Raw genomic sequence first — 18,983 nt, 5'->3', positions numbered from 1 at the left:
GGTCAAGCCTCCCTTTTTGATTCTGCTGAATTAATCTTCAGTCATCGTTTCCGTACGCTTAGTCTTGTATTTCCTATACAGTAACAAGGATAACGTCATGATGACTTTCGATGTTAACCATATCATTAAACGGAAGTACCCTATATTGATAAGTCTAAATAGACTCATAGGTGAAAAGTGACGCGATATACTTTACATATTTCATTCTCAGAAATATGTAAAACAGTTTAGCAATCACCGTTCAATTAATCACCTATCCTTATGGATTAATTTAGGGCTCACTGATTAATTCTACGTATATAAAACTTGACGCATTCTGTCTTGTGCAACTTCAACCAAAAGATCAGGCTGGAACTTAGAAATAAAGCGATCACACCCCACTTTTTGCACCATGGCTTCGTTGAAGCTACCACTTAAAGATGTGTTCAAGGTGATAAACAACTTGGACATTCTAGAATCAGAACGCACTTCATGAGTCAGCCTATACCCGTCCATCTCTGGCATTTCCGCATCCGTAATCATCATCAGCAGTTCTTTTTCGATGTCTTTGCCTTCATCACACCAACGTTTAAGAACCGTTAATGCTTCTAAACCGTCGCGACATTCGATGATGTTCAAACCAAGCTGAGATAAGGTGTCTCTTACCTGATTACGCGCGGTTGATGAATCATCAACAATGAGGACATTTTGTCCAATCATTGCTTGAGCCAGTTCTCGATCTAGTATGCCGTCAGAGATGGTCACGTCATAATGAACGATTTCAGCCAGTACTTTTTCTACATCAATAATTTCAACGATTTGAGATGAATCCCCATCTTTCACTTGGGTGATAGCAGTTAGGTAGTTAGAGCGTCCTGATGTAGATGGTGGCGGCTGAATCTCAGTCCATGCAGTATTGATGATGTTGCGAACCGGTCCTACAAGGAAACCTTGAATAGAACGGTTGTACTCAGTGATGATCAAGTTCTCTTCTTCAACTTCACCACGCAATGGAGGGAAACCGATCGAGCAACGTAAATCAATCACAGGCACAGCTTCACCACGCAAAGATGCCACACCACGAATGTTATAGTGAGAACCTGGCAGCTTAGTAAGCGGAGGCAGTTTGATCACCTCTTTCACTTTAAAAACGTTAATCGCAAATAACTGGCGACTATTTAGCGTGAACAGCAAAAGCTCTAGTCGGTTTTCACCTACTAGATTTGTACGCTGATCAACCGTATTTAACACTCCGGACATACCACTACCTAACTTTGAACGACTACCTTTCACTCTTTATAGAAAACTGTGTTGGAACAACAAAGTAATACTTTTTTATGAGTGTTCTACAATACTTACGAAAATTACATTAATGCTATTGATATAGCAATGAAGCAGCGCTCAGATTCGAGTTTTCTCTGCTCATATGATCAAAAAAGGGCGAACCTTCCTGTTCACCCTCTGTAAATGCCCTATTCTGATGTCAGAAAAATTAACCTTCAATCACCTTCATCAACAACTGACCGTCGTATAGTGCTTGCTTAATCAAAGCCGCTCCCGGCATGGTCGCTTGTTTATAGAAACGAGACTCCACCAGTTCAAGGTCTTGGTGGTAAACCGGCAAACTTTGTTCTTCAATACAACGACGAACAGCAGGATAAAGCACCTCTTTCGCTTGGTTGATCACCCCACCAATTAAGACCTTTTCTGGGTTAAATAGGTTAATAACAATCGCAATGGCAGAGCCTAAGTAACGACCAAGCTTCTCGATAACATCAACAGCCAAAGGGTCGCCATTTGCAGCCGCCTCACAGATACTTTCAATGCTCATTTCTTCTTGTTCAGCAAGAACTGAAGCTTCACCTTGAGCAATACGAGTCACAACCTCTTCTCGAATCGCTTGTGAGCTGGCAACGGTTTCAAGGCAACCAATATTGCCACAATGGCAACGCTTGCCATTCGGATCGATTTGGATATGACCGAGTTCACCGATGTTACCGTGTCGACCTTGTAGCACTCGACCATCCAAGATAATACCTGCGCCTAAGCCGTGGTGAATAGAGATAAGAACCGAGTTGTCGTTATCTTGTGAATGACCAAACAGTTTCTCTGCTAGTGCCCATGCACGCGTATCGTTGGCAATAAAAACCGGTAAGCCTGTTGCTTTGTATATTTCAGGACCTAACGCTAGGTTCTCAACATTGTAATGCGGCATTTGCAACACGATACCCTGCTCTGAGTTCACTAGACCGGGCAGAGTAATCGCAATACTGGTAACACGATCAAGTTGATCGGCGTAGGTTTGGAAGAATTCATCAATTTCGTAGAGTAAACGTTCCAGCACATCATCTTGGTCACGTTCGTGGATATCGATTTTGGTATCGATAAGAACGTCACCGCCAAGCTCGTGCAGTGCAATCGTCAAGTAGCCTCGACCTAAACGCATCGACAAGAATTGCCAACCTTCATTATTGACCTGTAACCCCACCGCAGGACGACCGCGACTGGTTGCTTCCTGTACCGTTGTTTCATGGATCAGGTGGGCTTCAATCAATTCTCGAGTGATCTTAGTGATACTCGCAGGCGCAAGCTCACTTTGCTTGGATAAATCGATTCGAGATATTGGACCCTTTAGGTCAATTAGTTTGTATACACGACCAGCATTGACCTGTTTGATATGATCAATATGGCCCGGTTGAGCCATGTACATCTTGCACTCCGAAATTCTATAACGGGATAATTTTTTTACTTTGCGAAGTAATTGTGAAGTGAATTGATAAATCCCCGTGACAAGCATCACGTATAAACATGTTTGTTTGTGTATTCAATCAAATAACTAGAAATCGACTCCTGTTAAATTGTTTGAAAAATGACTTATTTTATTCATCAAATTAGGTTGCAACACCTGTGTGTTGATGTTTTTTCAGCACTTTGACCTAAATGCCAACAATCCGCGCATACTGTGCATATACTTAGCGAGAATAGAATTCGAGTTATCTAGTCCTACACCTGCATTCTTCGGAGAATCTATGACTTCCATATTAAGAAGAACCAAAATTGTTACAACGCTTGGCCCTTCAACAGATAAAGACAATGTCCTTGAAGAGATCATCAAAGCTGGAGCAAATGTCGTCCGTATGAACTTCTCTCACGGTACCAGTGACGATCATATTCAACGCGCGCAAAAAGTCCGTGCTATTGCGGCAAAACTAGGACGTCAAGTTGCCATTCTTGGTGATTTACAAGGTCCAAAAATCCGCGTATCCACCTTCAAAGATGGCAAAATTCATCTTGATGTCGGTGACAAATTCACACTAGACAGCGATTTACCAAAAGGTGAGGGAAACCAAGAGTCCGTTGGTTTGGATTACAAAGAGCTACCGCAAGACGTTTCACCTAACGATATCCTGCTCCTTGACGATGGACGTGTTCAACTGCAAGTCACTAGTGTCGAAGGGAATAAAGTTCATACACGCGTCACCGTTGGTGGTCCCTTGTCTAATAACAAAGGTATCAACAAGAAAGGTGGCGGTTTATCTGCCGATGCATTAACAGAGAAAGACAAAGCGGACATTCTCACTGCCGCAAAAATCAAAGTCGATTACCTTGCGATTTCTTTCCCTCGTAATGGCGAAGATATGCACTATGCTCGCCGTTTGGCAAGAGATGCAGGTCTAGAAGCAAAACTCGTTGCCAAAGTTGAACGAGCAGAAACGGTAGCCACCAGCGAGTCGATTGATGACATTATTCTTGCGTCCGATGTAGTGATGGTTGCTCGCGGCGACTTGGGTGTAGAAATTGGTGATCCAGAGCTTGTTGGCGTGCAGAAAAAACTCATCCGTCGTGCTCGCAGCTTAAACCGCATCGTGATTACTGCGACTCAAATGATGGAGTCTATGATTGCGGCACCGATGCCAACCCGAGCAGAGGTCATGGACGTTGCCAATGCCGTGCTAGATGGTACAGATGCAGTAATGCTTTCTGGAGAAACGGCGGCGGGCCAATTCCCAGTAGAAACTGTCAAGTCCATGGCAGAAGTATGTATGGGCGCAGAGAAGATGGCTGAAGCAAGCTTGTCGACGTATCGCTTAGATCGCACCTTTGCAACCGCAGAAGAAACCATCGCAATGTCCACTATGTACGCAGCTAACCACATGGAAGGCGTAAAAGCGATGATTGCCTTGACCGAATCTGGCCGCACCGCGCTCATGATGTCTCGTTTGAGCTCAGGTCTGCCTATTTTCGCGTTATCACGCAACGAATCGACACTGAATCGTGCTGCGCTTTATCGTGGGGTAACTCCGGTGTACTTTGACTCAAAAGGCGGCGCAGGTCTAACTACCGCGCACGATGCAATTGTGACGTTAAAAGAACAAGGCTTATTGGATGAAGGGGATTTGGTGATCATCACTCAAGGTGATGTTATGGACGTGGTTGGTTCAACCAACTGCATGCGAATCCTGTCAGCATAAGTTCAACACTTGATAAGCAAGGGCACCGAAATGGTGCCCTTTTTATTATCTAGGCTGTCTCTCGGCCTTCCATATTTAATTTGTCGTAAAGCTGAATCAGGTTAAAACCGGTTTGCAAACCAAGCTGATAATCATGCTCAAGAGCTTCAGGGTCACTTAAAAGAGATGAGGATTGCAGCTCCTCTTTCGGCGCCAATTGCAAAATAAAAGTATCGTCAGGCGGTGCGCTAAGGAAAGCTTGCGTCAACTCGAAGGTTTGATAGTGGATCATCAACATGTCTGCTAATCCAGAATCAAAATTCTCACCAATCAAATGGCTCAAACGATAGAGGTTATCGGCTCCAAATAGCCAACGCCCACCATTTAATAACTTTCTGCCAGACAATTTAGATTGATGTGCTGCGTTAATTTTTTGCTGCAAGAAATTGCTCCAATCTTCCTTCCATTGATGGACCTTATCTTGCCAAGATTCTTGAACCGAGTTTATGGACTCTCGGTACCATTTGATCCCTTCTTCACCAAGCTCACTTTGCGCTTTGGCTTCCGATTCAGAGAAAGGCTCAGTGCGGATCACTATGATATTTCGTGCATTTTTACGCCACGCTTCTTGAACGGGAATCGATGCAGAAACGCCGCCATCAACAAAATGCTGCCCGTTTACATTTACAGCACCTTGATACAGTTTTGGAATAGCACATGTAGCCACCATCGTATTGAGCCAATCACCACCGAGTATTGGTAAGTAGTGGTCTGAGAGCGTATCGACGTTAGTGACCGCAGCAAACGCTCCTCTTTGGCCTAGCGTAGAGCGACCAAGATCCAGATCGAGTTTATAAGGGTAATCTTGAATACGTTCGAGCGCCCACTCCAAACCTAAGTACTGTTTTTTACGAATGTAGCGGATCAGATGGAAGAATTCGGGAGCCGTGGTCAGATCGGTTATAAAGGCTTTACCCATACCATGCTGACGGCAAAGGAAAGCACAAAGGTTAAGCGCTCCGGCAGACGTACCATAGAATTCGTCGAATGGGTCGAAATTAGAGAGAAGAAATGCGTCTAGCACACCAGCGGTAAAAATCCCTCTCTGCCCTCCTCCTTGTGCGACAAGGGCAGTTTTGCCATTTCTAAACTGCTCATACACTTGAATGTCGAGCTCAGCATGGCTATCAGTGATAATACCGCTGTTGCGTATCATAGGCGTAATGCCGTTAGTTTAAGCCGTCGTAATCGCAATGATGCCAAAAGAGAGTAAAACTGCGAATACCGTAACGACGATGAGTAGGGCTGATTTTAGATCGTGTTCCATAGACACCTCCTTTTGTTGTAACAAATTAATAACACCAGTGTGAATTATGTTCAAGAATTGCCTAATTTAGTCGCACGATTTTGACTAAGGCATCACAATTAGCTTAGTCATAATAAGGAGATAGCAAATGAACAATAAAATTGGCTGGCTAGTTGGGAGTGTATTATTGGGCTGTTCTATGGCAGCTCAAGCAAACGTTATCGTCACTCCCTACATTGGCTTCACGGGAGGAGGCAAAGTAGAAGATGAAAACAATCGCACCTACGATCTTGACCCTTCAATTAACTACGCTTTATCGGTAGAGACTCCTTTTGAAATGGGTCGCTTAGGTTTGTTCTATTCGAATCAGTCTTCTGAACTACAAGATGTGAACAACTCAGCAGACATCCATTACCTGCAGTTTCAAAGCAGCATCTACTATCCAGTGGCGACAGGTTGGCAAAGTTATGTTGGTCTTGGATTAGGTGCTTCATATGCTGATGCTGATTGGGTGGATGACAAATACGGTTTCTCAGCTAGTGCTTTCGCAGGACTTGAGTACACATTTTCTAAAAACTTTGCATTGACCGCTCAAGTTCGTTGGTTAGGTACCGTTGTTGACAACGACACCTCAGGAGCATGCGTGCTTCCTACTGATGGTTCTTCTTGTGTAATCAAGTTTGAAACCGACTGGATGAACCAATTTCAATCCAATATTGGCTTTAGCTTCCGCTTCTAACGGCTTTCACTTCTAAAGAATCGTTTTGACGCCAAATCGTCTATAGGGTGTATCGAACGCAGAGATACGCCCTAATAATCAAAAAGAGTTTATTTGACCAAGATCACATCAATAAGACAGTCATATACTCTGAAAATAACCCCACCTCACTGATCAGATAACCTAGCAAATCACGATTTAACAATATTTAAACCAGATAAAATCTCGCCGTTAACATTTAGAATCTATTGCGATAAATAATGTAAAAAGTTAGTCTGAAGACAGAAAGCAGAAGAATATTTCAGCTTTTGCAAACACACATCAAAATTTAAAGCATTTAATTCTGATTCTTCATTGGCAAAACAAAGTAAAAAACCAGAAAGCAACAATAATACCGAATTTAGGATAGAAAACTGACGGATAACAGTTGCCCTTTATTCTGCTGGGATTTACACCTGCCAAGAAGAGCTTCATTCCTTAGGGAGTTGTACAGGAGTCAAATATGAAGCGAGAACAATGGGGATCCCGTGCGGGATTCATCTTAGCTGCAGTCGGTTCAGCCATCGGTCTGGGTAACATCTGGCGTTTCCCTTATATGGCTTATGAGAACGGTGGTGGTGCCTTTTTTATTCCTTACCTTTTCGCCATGATTACTGCTGGTATTCCATTTATGATCCTGGAATTCAGTATGGGTCAAAAATACCGTGGTTCTGCTCCGAAAACATTAGCTAAAATCCACGTCAAGTTTGAGTGGCTTGGCTGGTTCCAAGTGGGTGTAGCTGCGGTTATCGCCGTTTACTACGTCGCTGTTATTGGCTGGGCAATTTCTTACTTTGGTATGTCGTTTACCCAAAGTTGGGGTTCTGACACCAATGCTTTCTTCTTTAGTGAATACCTAAAACTTGGTGATAACTCACCAACGGATTTGGGCAGCATTCAATGGAAGATCGCAGTATCCATGCTGATTGCTTGGGCAATCACCTACACGGCCATTGTGAGTGGTGTTAAATCGGGTATCGAACGAGCATCAAAAATCATGATGCCAATCTTGTTCATCATGGTCGTGTTCTTGATCGGTCGTATGATTTTCCTTCCTGGGGCACTAGATGGCGTAAACTACATGTTTGAGCCTGATTTCAGTAAGATTTGGGACGTGAAAGTGTGGGCAGCTGCGTACGGGCAGATCTTCTTTACCCTAAGTATCGGCTTTGCCATCATGCTAGCGTATTCCAGTTATCTGCCTGAGAAATCAGACATCACGAATAACGCCTTCATGACTGTCCTTATCAACTGTGGTTTCTCCATCTTAGCCGGTATCATGATCTTCTCAGTGCTTGGTTACATGGCTCAAGAGCAAGGTAAACCACTGACTGAAGTCGTCTCTGCTGGTGTTGGCCTTGCGTTCGTAACGCTACCTGCCGCTATCAATTTGTTACCAGCGCCATATATTCTTGGTCCTCTGTTCTTCTTTGCTCTCGTTGTAGCTGGCTTAAGCTCGCACATCTCAATCATGGAAGCGGTAACATCTGCAGTTATCGATAAACTGAAATGGAGCCGTAAAAAAGCGGCAAACGTGGTGATTGGTATTGGCTTTATTGTCTCAATGGCATTTGCAACAAACGGAGGTCTATTATTACTTGACCTTGTCGACCACTTTGCTAATAACGTCGGCATCATGGTTGGCGGTCTGGTTGAAATCGTCTTAATGGCTTGGCTACTTAAACAAGTGCCACAAGTTCGTGACTATGTAAATGAGCGTTCAGATTTCTCTATTGGTCAATGGTTTGTAGTCTGCCTACGTTTTGTTACTCCAATCATGCTAGCAATTATCCTAGCAACTAAGCTATATGCCCTTCTAACAGAAGGTTACGGTGGCTACGACCTAACTCTTGGCTGGGCAATGATTGCCGCGCTATTTGTGTTTGGTGTACTGATTAATGTGGTAAGCAAGGAGAAAGCGTAATGACAACAAGTGCAATTATTATGATGGTTATTGGTCTTGGCATCACTTGGGGTGGCGCAGCTGTGTGCATCAAGCGAGCGATGGATAAGCAGCAATAATACCGATCCTTTATCAAGAATAATGCCGGCGTTTATGCCGGCATTTTTGTATCTGCTTTAACTCAAAAGCTGTATTTAACCCCAAGAGCTCCACCAATTTGAAGATCGGGTCCTTTATACAGATCGAGCTCTGGATGAATTTGCGCATAGAGATCCCATCCTTTTGAAAGATCCCAATTCACGCCAAGCGGAACACGAAAACCAAATTCATCATCCCACTCGTACCAACCACCAACACCTACATACCAGGTCAGCGGCATATTTTGCTCAAAAGAACCACGTTTCGCGATATAGTCAAATGCCATACCGTCATTACCGATGATACCTCGATATTTATCATCGATTTCAACTACGACACTCAATTGCTGATCCACTGCCATACCAACGGAAAAATTCGTCGGTTGGTTTGCTGCCATACTTACACTAGGTAACAGTGCTGCTGCCAGCATTATTTGTTTTTTCATACACGTCATCACTCTAAAAAAAACGGCGTGCATAATTCAAACATGATTTAGTTTTGGTATGTCAGCAATGAGTAAGGGAGAGGTACGAAAAACGCTACAACTGTAAGGCTGCGTATTGTGTCACGATGTGGGACGTTAAATTAAAGATAAGCCGTTAGTCGTCGTGGTTTCAGCATGAAAAACAGGCACAAAAAAAGGAGACCGAAGCCTCCTCTTTTCTATGAATGACTGAGATTAGCCGTGGTTACGAATCCACTCATCCATTTCAGTTTTTAGGTTATCAGACTTAGTACCGAAGATAGCCTGAACACCACCTGCTACAACTACAACACCAGCAGCGCCTAGTTGTTTTAGCTTGTCTTGGTCAACAGCAGCTGTATCAGCTACCGCTACACGTAGACGAGTGATACATGCGTCTAGACCAGTGATGTTTGCTTTGCCGCCGAATGCTGCAACAAGCTCACCTGCCATGTCAGAACCAGAAGTTGCAACAGCTTCTTCAGATTCATCTTCACGACCTGGAGTTTTAAGGTCAAGAGCAGTGATTACTGTGCGGAATACTACGTAGTAGATTACAGCGTAAACTAGACCAACAGCTACCATCAGCCCCATCTTCTGAGCGTGACCAGATAGAACTAGGAAATCGATCAGACCATGTGAGAATGAAGTACCGTGTACGAAGCCTAGAGTGTTAGCAACAACGTATGCAGAACCAGCTAGTAGAGCGTGGATACCGTATAGTACAGGAGCAACGAATAGGAATGAGAATTCGATTGGCTCAGTAATACCAGTTAGGAATGAAGTCAGTGCAGCTGACGCCATGATACCCATTACTTTCGCGCGGTTTTCTGGTTTAGCACAGTGAGCAATAGCGATTGCTGCAGCTGGTAGACCAAACATCTTGAACATGTAACCACCCGCTAGCTGACCGAAGCCATTACCAGCAGCACGAGATGCATCATCTGCAACTAGGTAACAAGTTAGTACGCCGTTTTGAGTTTCACCAGCAGCGTTCACACAAGTACCTGCTTCGAAGAAGAATGGTACGTTCCATACGTGGTGTAGACCGAATGGGATTAGAGAACGCTCAACTACGCCGTAGATACCGAACGCAAGCTGTGGGTTTTGGTGTGCAGCCCAGTCAGAGAATGCAGAGATTGCACCGCCGATTGGTGGCCATACGATAGATAGTACAACACCTAGGATGATCGCAGCGAAACCAGTGATGATTGGCACAGCACGCTTACCAGCGAAGAAGCCAAGGTACTCTGGAAGTTGGATTTTGAAGAAACGGTTGAATGCCCAAGCAGCAACACCACCGACAAGGATACCACCTAGTACACCTGTGTCGATTTTCTCAACGCCCATAATGCCAGCCATAACGCCTAGCGTTGCTGTCATGATGCCGTAACCAACGATAGCAGCTAGACCAGCTACACCGTCGTTGTTTGTGAAGCCTAGTGCTACACCAACAGCAAATAGAAGTGCCATTTGGCCGAATACTGAACCACCAGCTTGTTCCATTAGGTTAGAAACCACTTCTGGAATAAAGCTTAGGTGGGCAGCACCAACACCTAGTAGGATACCTGCGACTGGTAATACTGATACTGGTAGCATCAGAGCTTTACCAACTTTTTGCAGGTTTGCAAAAAGGTTCTTAAACATGTTTATGCTCCTGATAAATTATAAGTATTATTTGGGCACTAACGGCACACCCCCGTAGCCTAAATGTTAGCACCCAATGAAAATGTAACCACACGTTGCATTATATTTTCCGGCTCTAAATATATATTGATGGCCCTCAAACTTTCCACACAGTTACGAAATTTAGTTTCAAAACAAGCCGCAGATCACACCTAAAAACCGTCGATGAAAAGGTTTGCATTAAACTTATGTTATTGTTTTATAAAGATTTTATTATCTACATAATTAATTTTAAGGCGTAAATAAAATAAAGGTCGATGTTATTTTTAGTAACAAAATTACATTTGAGGGATTTGGATGCGGTTAAATCAACAAATTTAGTAAACATTAAACTAAATGATCTTTTTGGTGCATTTATCAACAAAAAAGGGGCAAAAGCCCCTTTTTTAATCTGCCTATTGATTTTTCATCGCAAAAAAAGATTTCGGAAATTTTCGCTGGTTTTTTGCCCAACTTCAGACAAGGCACACTCTTTCAACTGTGCAATATAGGCAGCAACTTCGACAACATAGGCTGGTTGGTTCTCTTTTCCACGATGTGGAACAGGGGCAAGATACGGAGAATCCGTCTCAATAAGCAACTTTTCAAGAGGTAGGGCTTTCACAACATCCTTCAATTCCGTCGCTTGGCGGAAAGTCACGATACCTGAAATTGAGATGTAAAACCCTAAATCGAGTGCAGCTTCTGCAAAAGGCAGATCTTCAGTAAAACAGTGTATGACGCCACCACATTTTTCGGCTCCGCCATTGCGTAGAATTTCTAATGTATCTTCACGTGCATTACGAGTATGAATAATCAGTGGTTTGTTTAATTCTACCGCTAGGTCAACTTGCTGCTCAAAACGCTCTTTCTGCAGTGCGGCGGTCTCTGGTTTGTAATGGTAATCCAGCCCCGTTTCACCGATCGCCACAACTTTTTCATGGGACGCGTACTCTCGTAAGATATCCATCGAAAAGGCACTTTCAACATCAAGAGGATGAACACCACAAGACGCGTGAACGTTATTGTAAGGTGTGATCATTTCGAGCATTTTAGGGAAAGAGTCCAAAGTCACACCAACGGACAATAACTCAGTAACATTAGCTTGCTTAGCTTTGTTGATAACGTCTTCAACATTAATATGAAGGTCATCGTAATTCAATTTGTCTAGATGACAGTGCGAATCTACGAACATAATGCCTCTCGTGATTCAATTAACCAATTCATAGATAGTAGCTCAAGGTTTAAGCCTGGAAAGGTTTGTCGTTGAGCTTTCAATTCAAGCAGCTTTTGGGCCGCTTGATACAGACCGTTATATCTACCGGGCTGAAACTGAGCGGCGCCAGGAAGCAGATCCACTTCCGTAACACCAAATTGCGCTTTCTGAGCATCGGTCAACAAATACCACGCCCAGTCTAACGCTTTGTCTGGATTCTTAGCCATTAACGTCGCGCACTGAAACACATCTGACAAAGGCGAAGACAAAGTCTCAATCAAGCAGCGCTCAAACGCTTGATACTCATCCAGCTCACCACTTTTTGCTGCTTCCAGCGTATTTATTGGTGAACCCATATTCAACTTAAGCGCATAAGGGGGCACTTGAGAAGCCCCTTGCTCACTCATCCAGCTCATAGCTTGCTTTGTTGAAGGCGTAGCCACGACCCATTGCTGACAGCGACTTTGAATCGTTGGCAGTAATCGCTCATGGTTCTGTGTAACAAGCAAGAACAAACACTTCTGCCCTGGTTCTTCTAGTGTTTTCAACAACGCATTGGACGCAGACTCGTTCATTGCTTCCGCAGGTTCAATAATGAACACGCGATATCCATTTAGCTGTGATGATTCATGAGCAAGACGATTACAAGCGCGGATCTGATCAACCGTAATTGATTTGCCTTCTTTTTCCGGCTTAACCCAATGTAAGTCTGGATGACTATTAGATTGAGTTAGCTGACAACTGTGGCAAAAACCACACGCCTCACTGGTGTAGTTTTGGCACAAAAGAGAGTGGCTGAAGAGTTCAACCAGTTTTTCAACTGCCAGTCCTTTCTCACTTTGTAGTAACAAAGCTCCAGGAACTCGCTCTGAATCCAAACTGATTTTGAGGTTATCCCAAACGGGCTGTAACCATGGAAAGTCATTTAACATGAATCACCTCAATCTACCCTCAGCTTACTGAGCTGCAAGCCATGCATTTAGTGCAGCTCTGATATCATGTGCCACTTCGTCAATCGACTGCTCTGCATTGATAACTACGATAGAGTCATCTGCATTAGCCAACTCTAGGTAACGCTCACGAGTGCGTTCAAAGAAGCTGATGTCCATTTTCTCAATTCGATCTAGCTCACCGCGACCACGAGCACGCTCAAGACCAACACGAGGATCGATATCCATGTACAACGTAAAAGCAGGTTTGAACTCACCAAGCGTAGTGTCGCGTAAGTTTTTCATCAGCGACGCATCGATTTGACGACCACCACCTTGGTAAGCTTGAGAAGACAAGTCATGGCGGTCACCCACCACCCATTGATTGTTTGCAAGTGCTGGCTTGATTACATTTTCCACTAGCTGGACACGAGCTGCGTAGAGTAAAAGCAGCTCCGTCATATCTTTCAAATCTTCGCCTTCGTGCTCTTCTTTAACCAATGCACGCATCTTTTCAGCGAGAGGGGTTCCACCGGGCTCACGAGTATTAACGATATTTTCAATACCTGCAGCTTTCAGCGTATCCAAAACCGTTTTAATTGCAGTACTTTTACCCGCGCCTTCTAGGCCCTCAACGACAATAAAGTTTGCTTTCATCATTTGTTCTTTCTTAGTTCTCTTAAATAGGCACGTACAGCACGGTTGTGCTCAGCAAGTGATTTCGAAAATACATGTCCGCCCTTCCCACTTGCTACGAAATATAGATAGTTACTGTTTTCAGGGTTTAACGCGGCTTCAATCGAAGCTTCACCCGCCATGGCAATCGGCGTTGGTGGCAAACCATTGATTGTGTATGTGTTGTATGGTGTAGGAGTACGCAAATCTTTCTTACGGATATTACCATCATAGGCATCTCCCATACCGTAGATAACTGTAGGGTCTGTTTGTAAACGCATACGTTTGTTAAGACGATTCACAAATACAGATGCGACACGCTCACGCTCCGAGTCTATCGCCGTCTCTTTTTCAATGATAGAAGCAAGAATCAGCGCTTCGTATTTGTCTTTTAGTGGCAGTTTCTCTTGGCGCTCTTCCCACTTAGCATCCAAAATCTTGTTCAGCTTACTATGAGCACGCTCTAAGATCTGACTCTCACTTGTACCAGCTGTGTAGTGATAGGTTTCGGCAAGGAATAAGCCTTCAAGCTTTTCGCGCTCTATCCCCAGCTTTTCAGCCATCTGCTTTTCCGATAATCCGGTCAAATCATGTTTGACATAAGGCGCTGCACTTAACTGCTCAACCCACTCAGAAAAGCGACTGCCTTCCACAAAGGTAATCGCAAACTGATGTTCTTTACCTGTGTTTAGTTGTTCCAACGTGTCATATAGAGAGGTGTTAGGTTCTAGTTGGTAAGTGCCTGCTCGCACCTGAAGAAGCTCAGGATAGAGATGAGGCATTAAACGAGTGTAGTCTGAAGCTTCGATGATGTTATCTTTCGCCAAGTCACGCATTACTCGGTGAAAGCTGGTGCCATTTTCAACGGTAAACAGCTGAGGCTGCTCAATAAGAATTGGCGAGTTAACGTATTGCTTAGTCTGTGAAACAACGTAAAAAACACTTGCTGCACCAATAACGGCAATCAGTACAACAAAAGCAAACAGTTTTTTAATCACGTATTTAGATTCCCTTGAAGTCGTCGAGTCAATTTCCCAATTGGAAAGTCAATCTTGTTCTCTGGTGCTGAAATACCGGAAACCGGTGCTACACCCAATAGTGAATTACACATCCACACCTCATCTGCATCGAGCAAATCTGTCAGTGTGAAATCGGCTACCTGCACTGAGTAACCTTCGCTTTGGAGATATTCCAAAACCTTACGGCGCATCACGCCAGCCACACCGGATAAACACAAACCGGGTGTGAACACCTTTTCATCTTTAACCCAAAAAAGATTTGCCATTGTAGTTTCAATGACATGATTTTGCACATCTAACGTCACAGCATCAGCAAATTCAGTACCATCAATTTCTGCCTTTGCGAGCACCTGCTCTATACGGTTATTGTGCTTATGTCCGGCAAGTAATGGCTGGATTCCAAGTCGGGTTTCACAAACACCTAATTGCACGCCACGCTCTTGCCAAGCAAGGTAGTGAGCAGGGAATGTAAAATTCGAGATAGTGACAACCGGACCTTCGACACCGCTAGGACTATACCCTCGACCACCACAACCGCGGCTAATATGAATTTTGATTCCGGCAGATTCATCTTTTAAAGTTGCCGACATCGCCCAATCCAAGACCGTACGCCAATCAGGAAAAGGGATTTGTAATGTCGTTAAGCATGCTTCCATACGTTCAACATGCGCTTGCCAATGCTCCAACTGCCCTTTCTTGGTTTTGATGGTAGAGAAACAGCCATCACCATATTGGAAAGAGCGGTCACCGAGTGGAACATGTGTTTGTGGCAGTCCATTTACCCAGAACATTCAGATACCCTTGCTTTCTGATCGACAAATAAAACAAAACGGCTCAATGCTAAGCATCGAGCCGTTAGAATACAAGTATCGCTACTCTAAAACTGTGTTAGAGACTTTTACTCAGCGATTTTTTTGAATACAAGCGAACCGTTAGTACCGCCGAAGCCGAACGAGTTACAGATTGCGTATTCCATATCAACTTTGCGCGCAGTATGCGGCACAAGGTCGATATCTAAACCTTCTTCTGGATCATCTAGGTTAATCGTTGGTGGAACAATTTGATCTACCAATGAAAGAACCGTGATGATTGCTTCTACTGAGCCTGCTGCACCTAAAAGGTGACCAGTCATAGATTTAGTAGAAGAGACAAGAACCTGCTTAGAGCCTTCTTCACCAAGTGCGCGTTTCACACCCTTGATTTCAGCCACATCACCTGCTGGTGTTGATGTACCGTGAGCGTTCACGTAACCAACTTGAGTACCTGTGATGTTTGCGTCACGCATCGCCGCTTCCATTGCCAGTGCGCCACCAGAGCCATCTTCACTTGGAGAAGTCATGTGGTAAGCGTCACCAGACATACCGAAGCCAACAAGCTCTGCGTAGATCTTAGCACCGCGCGCTTTTGCGTGTTCGTACTCTTCAAGAACCATCACGCCCGCACCGTCACCTAGAACGAAGCCGTCACGACCTTTATCCCAAGGACGTGATGCTTTTTGCGGTTCATCGTTACGAGTCGATAGTGCTTTTGCAGCGCCGAAGCCTGCCATACCAAGTGGCGTAGATGCTTTTTCTGCACCACCAGCAACCATAGCTTCCGCATCACCGTATGCAATCATACGAGCCGCGTGACCGATGTTGTGAAGACCTGTAGTACATGCAGTAGAGATCGCGATGTTAGGACCACGAAGACCACGCATGATAGATAGGTTACCCGCAACCATGTTTACGATGGTCGAAGGAACAAAAAATGGGCTAACTTTGCGAGGACCTTTCTCAACTAGCGCTGAGTGACCTGCTTCGATTAGGTCTAGACCGCCAATGCCTGAGCCGATTGCTACACCAACTCGAGCCGCGTTTTCTTCGGTAATTTCTAAGCCAGAGTCATCCAATGCTTGGATACCCGCAGCAATGCCGTACTGGATAAACAAATCCATTTTACGAGCATCTTTCTTAGACATGTACTCTGTGCAATCAAAATCTTTTACAAGACCAGCAAAACGAGTCGAGAAGTTCGTTGCATCGAAGTGCTCGATGTTTACGATACCGCTTTGACCTTCTAGCAGGGCTTTCCAAGATGATTCTACTGTGTTGCCTACCGGTGACAACATACCCATGCCAGTGACAACTACACGACGCTTGGACACGATATAATTCTCCGGGAATTGAATGTTTCTATGAGAGGATAGAAGAAGTTAGAAAGAACACAGGCGGTCTAGGAGACCGCCTGGGAGAGATAATTACTGAGCGCTGTTTACGTAGTCGATTGCAGCTTGAACAGTAGTGATTTTCTCTGCTTCTTCATCAGGAATCTCAGTGTCGAATTCCTCTTCTAGAGCCATTACTAGCTCTACAGTGTCTAGAGAATCAGCACCTAGATCGTCAACGAAAGAAGCTTCGTTTTTAACTTCTGCTTCGTCTACACCTAGCTGTTCAACAATGATTTTCTTTACGCGTTCTTCGATGTTGCTCATTTTTCTTTTCCTTTACAGATTTCGCCTAATGCGATGATTCCGTAGTTTATTCGAACTATTGAAGTTTGCAAGGGGGTCCTTGCTGGTCAAACCACAAAATTAGCGAATTTAACCGAATTTCAATACATTTTTGACTTAAATCATGCACAAATCTTGCGCATGAGCATGACAACTTAATGACAGTTAACAGCAACTATAGGCTATTTTTCATAAAGTAAAATAGCTTATTTTGCACGAACTGTGCATTAAACCATGTACATGCCACCATTTACATGCAAAGTTTCACCAGTAATGTAAGCCGCTTCAGGTGAAGCTAGGAATACAACTGCTGATGCAATTTCACGAGGGTCACCTAGACGACCTGCTGGCACGTTCGACAACGTTGCTGCACGTTGGTCGTCATTTAGCGCCTTAGTCATGTCAGTTTCGATGAAACCTGGAGCAACCGTGTTCACTGTTACACCACGAGAAGCCACTTCACGAGCCATTGATTTAGTGAAACCAATCACACCCGCTTTTGCTGCTGCATAGTTTGTTTGACCAGCGTTACCCATAGTACCAACAACAGAACCTACGTTGATGATGCGACCAGCGCGTTTTTTCATCATGCCACGTAGAACCGCTTTAGACATGCGGTAGATTGGCGTTAGGTTTGTATTGATGATGTCGTTCCACTCGTCATCTTTCATACGCATTAGCAAGTTATCGCGCGTGATACCAGCGTTGTTTACTAGAATATCGATTGCACCAAACTCATCATTGATGTTTTTTAGTGTTGCTTCGATAGACTCAACGTCAGTTACGTTAAGTGCTAGACCTTTACCGTTTTCACCTAGGTACTCGCTGATCGCCGCTGCGCCGCCTTCAGAAGTCGCAGTACCGATTACCGTTGCACCGCGTTCAACAAGAAGTTCAGCAATCGCACGACCAATGCCACGGCTTGCGCCTGTCACTAGAGCGATCTTACCTTCTAGATTCATCATGTTGTGTTTTCCTTTTCTTATCGTGAACAGATTACTTAGCGGCTTCTAGCGACGCTACGTCGTTAACTGCTGCTGCGCTTAGTGTTTTCACGATACGTTTAGTCAGACCTGTCAGAACTTTGCCAGGACCAAGCTCAAGAAGATTTTCTACACCTTGCTCGTTCATTAGCTGCACGCTCTCAGTCCAACGAACTGGGCTGTGAAGTTGACGAACAAGTGCGTCTTTGATTTTTGCAGGATCAGTTTCAGCCACCACGTCAACGTTGTTGATAACCGGAAGCTGTGGTGCGTTGAATTCGATAGATTCTAGCGCGACAGCTAGTTTCTCTGCTGCAGGTTTCATTAGTGCGCAGTGTGAAGGCACTGAAACAGGAAGAGGAAGTGCACGCTTAGCACCTGCTTCTTTACATAGTGCACCAGCACGTTCTACCGCGTCTTTACTACCTGCGATAACAACTTGACCAGGTGAGTTGAAGTTTACTGGAGAAACGACTTCACCTTGTGCTGCTTCTTCACAAGCTTTTGCAATTGCTTCGTCATCTAGACCGATAATCGCGTACATTGCACCTGTACCCGCAGGTACCGCTTCTTGCATCAGTTGACCACGTAGCTCAACCAGTTTGATTGCTTCTTTAAAGTCAATCACGCCAGCACACACAAGCGCTGAGTACTCACCTAGGCTGTGACCCGCTAGGTTTGCTGGTTGCTCAAGACCAAGCTCTTGCCATACACGCCAGATAGCAACAGATGACGCTAGCAAAGCTGGTTGAGTACGGAAAGTTTGGTTTAGATCTTCTGCAGGTCCATTTTGAACAAGCGCCCATAGGTCGTAACCTAGTGCGTCAGATGCTTCTGCAAATGTTTGTTTTACTACGTCATATTGTTCGCCTAGATCAGCAAGCATACCAACTGCTTGTGAACCTTGACCTGGAAATACGATAGCAAACTTGCTCATGTTGTTTTCCTTTAAGCAAAGTAAAAAGAAATAAGATGCACCGTAGCGCATCTTAAATTTTGAATCTTGTG

19 protein-coding genes are annotated in these 18,983 nt (G+C 44.3%); 4 read left to right on the top strand and 15 right to left on the bottom strand.

Going from position 1 to position 18,983, the window contains the following annotated elements:
- Positions 1 to 291: 291 nt before the first annotated feature.
- The gene (locus tag ABMY42_RS07840) at positions 292 to 1,239 is read right to left on the bottom strand and encodes a chemotaxis protein CheV (protein WP_005444843.1); all 948 of its coding nucleotides are present in this window, start codon (positions 1,237 to 1,239) and stop codon (positions 292 to 294) included.
- Positions 1,240 to 1,471: 232 nt separating this feature from the next.
- Positions 1,472 to 2,689 carry an ROK family protein gene (locus ABMY42_RS07835; protein ID WP_050908623.1) on the bottom strand — a complete coding sequence of 406 codons (1,218 nt, stop codon included), beginning with the start codon at positions 2,687 to 2,689 and terminating at the stop codon, positions 1,472 to 1,474.
- Between the two features lie 319 nt (positions 2,690 to 3,008).
- On the opposite strand from ABMY42_RS07835, the gene pyk reads away from it, so the two are divergent.
- Positions 3,009 to 4,451, top strand: coding sequence for a pyruvate kinase (gene pyk / locus ABMY42_RS07830; protein WP_005444839.1), 1,443 nt, complete (start codon positions 3,009 to 3,011; stop codon positions 4,449 to 4,451).
- Between the two features lie 49 nt (positions 4,452 to 4,500).
- On the opposite strand, the gene ABMY42_RS07825 is transcribed toward pyk, so the two are convergent.
- On the bottom strand, positions 4,501 to 5,646 hold the full coding sequence (locus ABMY42_RS07825) for a patatin-like phospholipase family protein (RefSeq protein WP_050934180.1): 1,146 nt from the start codon (positions 5,644 to 5,646) through the stop codon (positions 4,501 to 4,503).
- 18 nt (positions 5,647 to 5,664) lie between these two features.
- On the bottom strand, positions 5,665 to 5,757 hold the full coding sequence (locus tag ABMY42_RS07820; protein ID WP_005444835.1) for a YnhF family membrane protein: 93 nt from the start codon (positions 5,755 to 5,757) through the stop codon (positions 5,665 to 5,667).
- 127 nt (positions 5,758 to 5,884) lie between these two features.
- On the opposite strand from ABMY42_RS07820, the gene ABMY42_RS07815 reads away from it, so the two are divergent.
- The 3 genes from ABMY42_RS07815 to ABMY42_RS07805 all read left to right on the top strand — a co-directional run bounded on the left by ABMY42_RS07815 (position 5,885) and on the right by ABMY42_RS07805 (position 8,515).
- Complete coding sequence (locus tag ABMY42_RS07815) at positions 5,885 to 6,475, top strand: outer membrane beta-barrel protein (RefSeq protein WP_017817853.1); 591 nt, start codon at positions 5,885 to 5,887, stop codon at positions 6,473 to 6,475.
- A 481-nt stretch (positions 6,476 to 6,956) separates the two neighbouring features.
- The gene (locus ABMY42_RS07810) at positions 6,957 to 8,417 is read left to right on the top strand and encodes a sodium-dependent transporter (protein ID WP_038897692.1); all 1,461 of its coding nucleotides are present in this window, start codon (positions 6,957 to 6,959) and stop codon (positions 8,415 to 8,417) included.
- Positions 8,417 to 8,515: a MetS family NSS transporter small subunit gene (locus ABMY42_RS07805; protein WP_005444829.1), complete on the top strand. Its 99-nt coding sequence runs from the start codon at positions 8,417 to 8,419 to the stop codon at positions 8,513 to 8,515. Before ABMY42_RS07810 ends, ABMY42_RS07805 begins: the two co-directional genes overlap by 1 nt.
- Positions 8,516 to 8,577: 62 nt before the next feature.
- On the opposite strand, the gene ABMY42_RS07800 is transcribed toward ABMY42_RS07805, so the two are convergent.
- From ABMY42_RS07800 to fabD, 11 genes are all read right to left on the bottom strand, one after another.
- Complete coding sequence (locus ABMY42_RS07800) at positions 8,578 to 8,979, bottom strand: hypothetical protein (RefSeq protein ID WP_005444828.1); 402 nt, start codon at positions 8,977 to 8,979, stop codon at positions 8,578 to 8,580.
- Positions 8,980 to 9,213: 234 nt separating this feature from the next.
- Positions 9,214 to 10,644, bottom strand: a complete 1,431-nt coding sequence (gene ptsG, locus ABMY42_RS07795; RefSeq protein ID WP_005439576.1) for a PTS glucose transporter subunit IIBC — start codon at positions 10,642 to 10,644, stop codon at positions 9,214 to 9,216.
- A gap of 445 nt (positions 10,645 to 11,089) precedes the next feature.
- Positions 11,090 to 11,857, bottom strand: coding sequence for a YchF/TatD family DNA exonuclease (locus ABMY42_RS07790; RefSeq protein ID WP_009698484.1), 768 nt, complete (start codon positions 11,855 to 11,857; stop codon positions 11,090 to 11,092).
- Positions 11,848 to 12,810: a DNA polymerase III subunit delta' gene (locus ABMY42_RS07785; RefSeq protein ID WP_017189388.1), complete on the bottom strand. Its 963-nt coding sequence runs from the start codon at positions 12,808 to 12,810 to the stop codon at positions 11,848 to 11,850. Before ABMY42_RS07785 ends, ABMY42_RS07790 begins: the two co-directional genes overlap by 10 nt.
- A gap of 24 nt (positions 12,811 to 12,834) precedes the next feature.
- Positions 12,835 to 13,467, bottom strand: coding sequence for a dTMP kinase (tmk, locus tag ABMY42_RS07780; protein WP_033001763.1), 633 nt, complete (start codon positions 13,465 to 13,467; stop codon positions 12,835 to 12,837).
- Positions 13,464 to 14,480, bottom strand: a complete 1,017-nt coding sequence (mltG, locus tag ABMY42_RS07775) for an endolytic transglycosylase MltG (RefSeq protein ID WP_239211628.1) — start codon at positions 14,478 to 14,480, stop codon at positions 13,464 to 13,466. Before mltG ends, tmk begins: the two co-directional genes overlap by 4 nt.
- Positions 14,477 to 15,292: an aminodeoxychorismate lyase gene (gene pabC, locus ABMY42_RS07770; RefSeq protein WP_239211662.1), complete on the bottom strand. Its 816-nt coding sequence runs from the start codon at positions 15,290 to 15,292 to the stop codon at positions 14,477 to 14,479. The genes mltG and pabC overlap by 4 nt, the downstream gene beginning before the upstream one ends.
- Positions 15,293 to 15,399: 107 nt before the next feature.
- Positions 15,400 to 16,647, bottom strand: a complete 1,248-nt coding sequence (gene fabF, locus ABMY42_RS07765; protein WP_005444811.1) for a beta-ketoacyl-ACP synthase II — start codon at positions 16,645 to 16,647, stop codon at positions 15,400 to 15,402.
- Between the two features lie 93 nt (positions 16,648 to 16,740).
- Complete coding sequence (gene acpP, locus ABMY42_RS07760; protein ID WP_004406112.1) at positions 16,741 to 16,974, bottom strand: acyl carrier protein; 234 nt, start codon at positions 16,972 to 16,974, stop codon at positions 16,741 to 16,743.
- A 245-nt stretch (positions 16,975 to 17,219) separates the two neighbouring features.
- Positions 17,220 to 17,954 (bottom strand): 3-oxoacyl-ACP reductase FabG, encoded by a 735-nt coding sequence (fabG, locus tag ABMY42_RS07755; protein ID WP_026000247.1) that lies wholly within the window; start codon positions 17,952 to 17,954, stop codon positions 17,220 to 17,222.
- 34 nt (positions 17,955 to 17,988) lie between these two features.
- Positions 17,989 to 18,912 (bottom strand): ACP S-malonyltransferase, encoded by a 924-nt coding sequence (gene fabD, locus ABMY42_RS07750; RefSeq protein ID WP_017189384.1) that lies wholly within the window; start codon positions 18,910 to 18,912, stop codon positions 17,989 to 17,991.
- Between the last annotated feature and the right edge of the window lie 71 nt (positions 18,913 to 18,983).

It is taken from the genome of Vibrio sp. SSH13-20, from assembly GCF_040104475.1.
Classification (GTDB): Bacteria; Pseudomonadota; Gammaproteobacteria; order Enterobacterales; family Vibrionaceae; genus Vibrio; species Vibrio harveyi.
This window is presented reverse-complemented; position numbering and strand designations above follow the sequence as displayed.

Coding starts and splice junctions, on each gene's coding strand:
- fabD (WP_017189384.1), bottom strand. CDS start 18,912: ATGAGCAAGTTTGCTATCGTATTTCCAGGTCAAGGTTCACAAGCAGTT.
- ABMY42_RS07825 (WP_050934180.1), bottom strand. CDS start 5,646: ATGATACGCAACAGCGGTATTATCACTGATAGCCATGCTGAGCTCGAC.
- ABMY42_RS07800 (WP_005444828.1), bottom strand. CDS start 8,979: ATGAAAAAACAAATAATGCTGGCAGCAGCACTGTTACCTAGTGTAAGT.
- ABMY42_RS07790 (WP_009698484.1), bottom strand. CDS start 11,857: ATGTTCGTAGATTCGCACTGTCATCTAGACAAATTGAATTACGATGAC.
- ptsG (WP_005439576.1), bottom strand. CDS start 10,644: ATGTTTAAGAACCTTTTTGCAAACCTGCAAAAAGTTGGTAAAGCTCTG.
- ABMY42_RS07820 (WP_005444835.1), bottom strand. CDS start 5,757: ATGGAACACGATCTAAAATCAGCCCTACTCATCGTCGTTACGGTATTC.
- pyk (WP_005444839.1), top strand. CDS start 3,009: ATGACTTCCATATTAAGAAGAACCAAAATTGTTACAACGCTTGGCCCT.
- ABMY42_RS07835 (WP_050908623.1), bottom strand. CDS start 2,689: ATGTACATGGCTCAACCGGGCCATATTGATCATATCAAACAGGTCAAT.
- ABMY42_RS07815 (WP_017817853.1), top strand. CDS start 5,885: ATGAACAATAAAATTGGCTGGCTAGTTGGGAGTGTATTATTGGGCTGT.
- fabG (WP_026000247.1), bottom strand. CDS start 17,954: ATGAATCTAGAAGGTAAGATCGCTCTAGTGACAGGCGCAAGCCGTGGC.
- ABMY42_RS07785 (WP_017189388.1), bottom strand. CDS start 12,810: ATGTTAAATGACTTTCCATGGTTACAGCCCGTTTGGGATAACCTCAAA.
- ABMY42_RS07840 (WP_005444843.1), bottom strand. CDS start 1,239: ATGTCCGGAGTGTTAAATACGGTTGATCAGCGTACAAATCTAGTAGGT.
- ABMY42_RS07810 (WP_038897692.1), top strand. CDS start 6,957: ATGAAGCGAGAACAATGGGGATCCCGTGCGGGATTCATCTTAGCTGCA.
- ABMY42_RS07805 (WP_005444829.1), top strand. CDS start 8,417: ATGACAACAAGTGCAATTATTATGATGGTTATTGGTCTTGGCATCACT.
- tmk (WP_033001763.1), bottom strand. CDS start 13,467: ATGATGAAAGCAAACTTTATTGTCGTTGAGGGCCTAGAAGGCGCGGGT.
- pabC (WP_239211662.1), bottom strand. CDS start 15,292: ATGTTCTGGGTAAATGGACTGCCACAAACACATGTTCCACTCGGTGAC.
- acpP (WP_004406112.1), bottom strand. CDS start 16,974: ATGAGCAACATCGAAGAACGCGTAAAGAAAATCATTGTTGAACAGCTA.